Consider the following 4,952-nt stretch of genomic DNA (forward strand, 5'->3'; position numbering starts at 1 on the left):
ACTCTTCAGTGTATTTCGAGCGTCCCGTGCCCATTCACATCTCCTGCAACAATCAAAGTCAATATACTCGATTGTCCGGAAACCGGAGGGAACTCCACCTTCAGGAGCTCATTTTGTAGGGACAGCTCGGCGTACATCTTCTTGAACCGGCGCAGCTCGTCCTGTGTTGACTTCATCTGGGAAATCATCGGCGCATCCAGTCCGCCGTATTTCGAGCGCCACTTATAATAACTCGCGGCGCTCATCCCATGTTCGCGGCACAACTGTGCAACCGGAACACCGCTTTCCCCTTGCTTCAAAATCGCAATGATCTGCGCGTCACTGAAACGAGATTTCTTCATAAAATCAATCCTCAATATGAGGCGACAATATCTCTACTATTAAATTCGATCAAATAGCGGGGGGATTACCAAGGCATGCCAGCGTGACAAGCCATAGCGTATTGCTTTTGCCAGATTTGACTTGCCGGGTAAGGTTGAGAGTTTAGAGGGTAATGAGCGGGCGCTTACGATCTTCTCAAAAGGAAGTTTCAGAGAAGATACTCTGCGTCAGGGGGATACTGCAACAACGCCATTCAGTGATAGCTCCTCTTAAAGCAGCTAATTAAAAAACAATTTTATAGGCACCATCCTCTCTATGAAGAGAGAATACAATTAGTATTGTAGAAAATATATGGACCGAAGTAAAATGGCATATCGGTATATCGACTTCGTATTTTCAAGGTAGATTGGATGAAACTTACTAATAAGTGGATATTTATAACTGGTGGATCACGAGGAATAGGGCGAGAAATTGTTGTAAATGCAGCAACTCAGGGCTACACCGTCATATTTACATATCGAAATTCTCATTCGCAAGCTCATGATCTTACACAATCACTCGCTGCCGAGGGGAGGTCTGTCATTGGATACAGATGTGATGCTGCTGACTTTCGTTCAGTCAAGAATCTAGCTGATCACCTTGTGGCAGAGCTTGGCGCACCTTATGCAATCATAAACAACGCTGGGATTACACAAGATAGCTTGTTCATCTACATGAAGTTTGACGCTTGGCGAAATGTCTTAGATAACAATCTAAACTCTGCCTTTTTTGTAACGCAAGCATTTCTTCCCTCGATGGCTGCACAAAAAGATGGATGCATCATATTTATGAGCTCTGTTGCCGCAAAAATTGGAAATGTTGGCCAAAGCAATTACTCCGCTTCCAAGGCAGCTCTTATCGGTCTAACACAGACTGTTGCGCAAGAGGTGGGTCGGTACAATATCCGAGTAAATTCTATCATGCCTGGCCTTATTGATACTGAAGTTACAAAAAAAATCCCGCAAAAAACTCTCATTGATGTAATCAAGAGAATTCCACTCAAGAGACTTGGTACCAGTAAAGAAATTGCTGCTTCTGTAAGTTTTTTATTAGGAGAAAATGCAAAATACATAACGGGGCAGAGTATAATTGTTGATGGGGGTCTCACATCATAATTAAATATTGATGCTAGTATTTCTCAGTAAGGACATGAAATGACGATATTTGAACTTGTAAAAAAAGCAGTGTTAGAAGTAACTGATATTGATCACACAGAAATTACCCCATCCAAAAAGATAGAGGAAATCGGAATTACTAGTCTAGATTTTGTCTATATTCAAGTAACATTGATGAGCGAACTAGGTATTGATGTAGATTTAGGTAATTTTACCTTAAATGAATTAAGTACAATTGAGGATTTTATCGGATTTATCGAAGAAAACTCTTGAGGATGTAATGGCGAAGAAGAACAGAGTAGTTGTAACCGGTTACGGGGCGACTTGCTCATTAGGCAAAAACAGTGCTCAGATATGGGATTCCATTACAAAATATCAACTTGGATACTTTAAAAAGAGCGTACCATCAAATATTTCTTCGAAATTTTTTGGAGATATTCAATGGGAACTCGATACCAATAGTATTTCAAAAGCATTAAAGAAAGTGCTACCTCGTTTCGGCACTTTGGGTATGCTCGCTGCTGAAGAAGCAATTACTATGGCTTTCGGCCAATACTCTCCAACGGATTTTCATGACCCTATGCGCTGCGGTGCTATCTTCGGTACGGGCTGGGGGGCATCTGATGAACTTGTGCGGTTTGCCAATAAATACCAAGAGGTAGGAATTGCAAATCCTATGGCAAGTCTGATCACGATGCACAGTATAGCGACAGCTGCGTTCTCAAAACGCTGGTCGTTACGCGGTTACCAAAACACACCAATCGCAGCTTGTGCAACGGGTAGTTTATCAATTGGCGACGCATTTGAACATATTCGCCATGGAAGAGCAGATTTTATTATCGCCGGTGGAGGTGAGAGTATTCGAGAAGACTATAATATATGGAACATAGATATCTTAGGTGCGCTTAGTCGCGAACAAGCAGATATCCAAAATGCAAGCTGTCCGTTTAGCTTGGATCGAACTGGCTTTGTTCTTTCAGAGGGCGCTGCAGTATTATGCTTGGAGGATTATAACACAGCAAAAAGGAGGAAGGCAAATATTCTAGGCGAGCTAATAGGATATGGTAGCAATTCTGACGCATATGATTGGACTTCCCCAGCAAGTGATGGGGGGGGGCGTATCCAGTCCATTCGTTCTGCTTGTATGCAGGCCGATATCGACGTTTCAGAAATAGATTATGTTAATGCTCATGGTACATCTACTATTTTAAATGACTTAGATGAGGTAAAATGTTTGAAATCTGTGTTTGGCAAACATGCATACTCTATCCCCATATCGAGTACCAAGTCATATACAGGGCATCTGATTGCAGCAGCAGGTGCAATTGAGTCAATTTTCTGTCTCAAATCAATCCAAAATAGCATTCTTCCAGCTACAGCAAATCTTCAGAAGGCGGATCCAGATTGTGACTTGGATTTTATTCCTCATCGTCACCGCCATGTATCAGGTATCAACACTGTACTGAATGTAAACTATGGATTTGGTGGTGCTAACTCTGCCTTAATTTTTCGAAAGGCGGGTTAATGCTTTTAAAATTCGATGAAACCGACATTCAAAACTGGGCATCTTTTTCGGGAGATTATAACCCTCTCCATTTTGATGAGGCGTTTGCGCATTTCGCAGGCCTTGATACAGTTTCTATCCATGGAATGGCTCTCATGCTGCCGCTTAAGCATTACGTATCTCAACGACTTCGTAATTGGCGTCATGGAGCTGTTTGGAATGCTAGAATGTATCGACCTGTTTTGACCAAGTCAGAGATGTATATTTCACATAGCGAAATGAATGAAAAAATTTACTTCAGCTTAAGAAATAATGCTGATTGCGCCAGAGATATTTGCGGATCACTTTCCAAAATAGAATTCAAAAATAAGTTCTTTATGAGAAACAACCTTAATGTAATTATTCCATCTTCTTTCATCGATAAGAAGAAAAGAGAGTTTATAAAAATTTACCCTAGTATAACGTCGAGTTGGATATTTCTTGAATCTTTAGTCTTCTCAGAAGTTCTTGGTTTGCTGGATCAGTGTACTCAATCACAAGAAGTTTCACTTACGAGGTACACCAGAAAATTGAATACGAATAAATTACATATGCATGTTACCCATGTAGTAGAATTATCTGATTCAATAATTAGGAGTTCTTCAGATATAACCTTCGATCATGTTCAGTTTAATATACAATGTTTGGACAAATATTCTTCAAATATAGGTGATTATAGTAGCTATAAATTGCACGTCTTTTTGAATAAAACTCATATATTTAATGTGAAATTTTCATTACTCTCGAAAGCTGTGTCCGCCGTCAAATGAAGTACCTGAAGCGGCTTGGCCAAATTATTTCAATTTGGTTAGTTGGGGCTCAGAGGTGGCTCGGTTTGTTTGAACAGTTCTGCGCTGTTTTATAAGTGGACCCGGCCTGCTTTCATGCAGCGATATTCAGTTGAGGGTGGTGGTTGAAATAGACGTGATCCGGTGTCTTGCGGTCAAGCGATGAATGAGGGCGCTTGGAATTGTAGAAATCCAGATATCTCCTGATGCCGTTTCTTGCCTCTGGGACATTGCCATAAGCATGCAGATAGACCTCTTCGTATTTGATGGATCGCCACAGTCGCTCAACAAAGACATTGTCCCGCCAAGCGCCCTTGCCATCCATTGAGATAGCAACATCAGCATCTTTAAGCATTTTTATGAATGCCAGCGACGTAAATTGGCTTCCCTGATCGGTATTGAAGATTTCCGGCTTACCGTACCTGGCCATAGCTTCTTCAACCGCTTCAATACAGAAAGCTGTATCAAGGGTGATTGAAAGTCGCCAGGACAACACGCGTCTTGAGAACCAATCTACAACCGCTGCCAGGTAGACGAAGCCTTTGGCCATGGGAATGTACGTTATGTCCATCGCCCAGACCTGATTGGGACGTGTGACAGCCAGTTTCCTCAGCAAATAGGGATAGATTTTATGCCCTGGCGCTGGCTTTGATGTATTGGGACGGCGGTAAATTGCCTCGATACCCATCCGCTTCATCAGCGTTGAGACATGAAGTCGACCAACCTCATATCCCTCACCAAGCAAAAGTCCCTGAAGCATCCGGCTGCCCGCAAAGGGATAATCCAGATGCAATTTGTCAAATCGCAGCATCAGTTTCAAATCACTGTCAGATGTCGGCCTCGCAGTGTAATACATACAACCTCGAGAGATGCCCAGAGCTTTCGCCTGCCGGGACAGGGAGAGTTTATGCTTAGGATCGATCATTTCTTTGCGCTCAACAGGCCGGCCTTGCTGAGCGCCCCGCTTAAAAAATCATTCTCAAGCGTCAACTCCCCGATTTTAGCGTGAAGAGTTTTGACATCAACTGCCGCTGGTTCAGCGGCTTTGGTTTGAAGTTCGTCCCTGTTTCCGGACAGTTTGATTAAACACATTACGCTGCCATTTTCCAAGCCCTTTGTTCAAACGCCTGACAAGGCGTTTTGTAG

The 4,952-nt window shown here is 42.4% G+C and carries 4 protein-coding genes and 2 pseudogenes; 4 read left to right on the forward strand and 2 right to left on the reverse strand.

Going from position 1 to position 4,952, the window contains the following annotated elements:
* Positions 1-98: 98 nt before the first annotated feature.
* A pseudogene (locus PPL9_RS01655) lies at positions 99-341 on the reverse strand (transposase); the annotation flags it as partial.
* 390 nt (positions 342-731) lie between these two features.
* On the opposite strand from PPL9_RS01655, the gene fabG reads away from it, so the two are divergent.
* The 4 genes from fabG to PPL9_RS01675 are packed head-to-tail and all read left to right on the forward strand — an operon-like array spanning position 732 to position 3,788.
* Complete coding sequence (gene fabG / locus PPL9_RS01660) at positions 732-1,475, forward strand: 3-oxoacyl-ACP reductase FabG (RefSeq protein ID WP_057461018.1); 744 nt, start codon at positions 732-734, stop codon at positions 1,473-1,475.
* A 39-nt stretch (positions 1,476-1,514) separates the two neighbouring features.
* The gene (locus PPL9_RS01665; protein WP_057461019.1) at positions 1,515-1,748 is read left to right on the forward strand and encodes an acyl carrier protein; all 234 of its coding nucleotides are present in this window, start codon (positions 1,515-1,517) and stop codon (positions 1,746-1,748) included.
* A 7-nt stretch (positions 1,749-1,755) separates the two neighbouring features.
* Complete coding sequence (locus PPL9_RS01670; protein ID WP_057461020.1) at positions 1,756-3,000, forward strand: beta-ketoacyl-[acyl-carrier-protein] synthase family protein; 1,245 nt, start codon at positions 1,756-1,758, stop codon at positions 2,998-3,000.
* Positions 3,000-3,788 carry a MaoC/PaaZ C-terminal domain-containing protein gene (locus PPL9_RS01675; protein ID WP_057461021.1) on the forward strand — a complete coding sequence of 263 codons (789 nt, stop codon included), beginning with the start codon at positions 3,000-3,002 and terminating at the stop codon, positions 3,786-3,788. The genes PPL9_RS01670 and PPL9_RS01675 overlap by 1 nt, the downstream gene beginning before the upstream one ends.
* 112 nt (positions 3,789-3,900) lie before the next feature.
* On the opposite strand, the pseudogene PPL9_RS01680 reads toward PPL9_RS01675, so the two are convergent.
* Positions 3,901-4,838 (reverse strand): annotated as a pseudogene (locus tag PPL9_RS01680) (IS3 family transposase); the annotation flags it as partial.
* Between the last annotated feature and the right edge of the window lie 114 nt (positions 4,839-4,952).

The organism is Pseudovibrio sp. POLY-S9, from assembly GCF_001431305.1.
GTDB lineage: Bacteria > Pseudomonadota > Alphaproteobacteria > Rhizobiales > Stappiaceae > Pseudovibrio.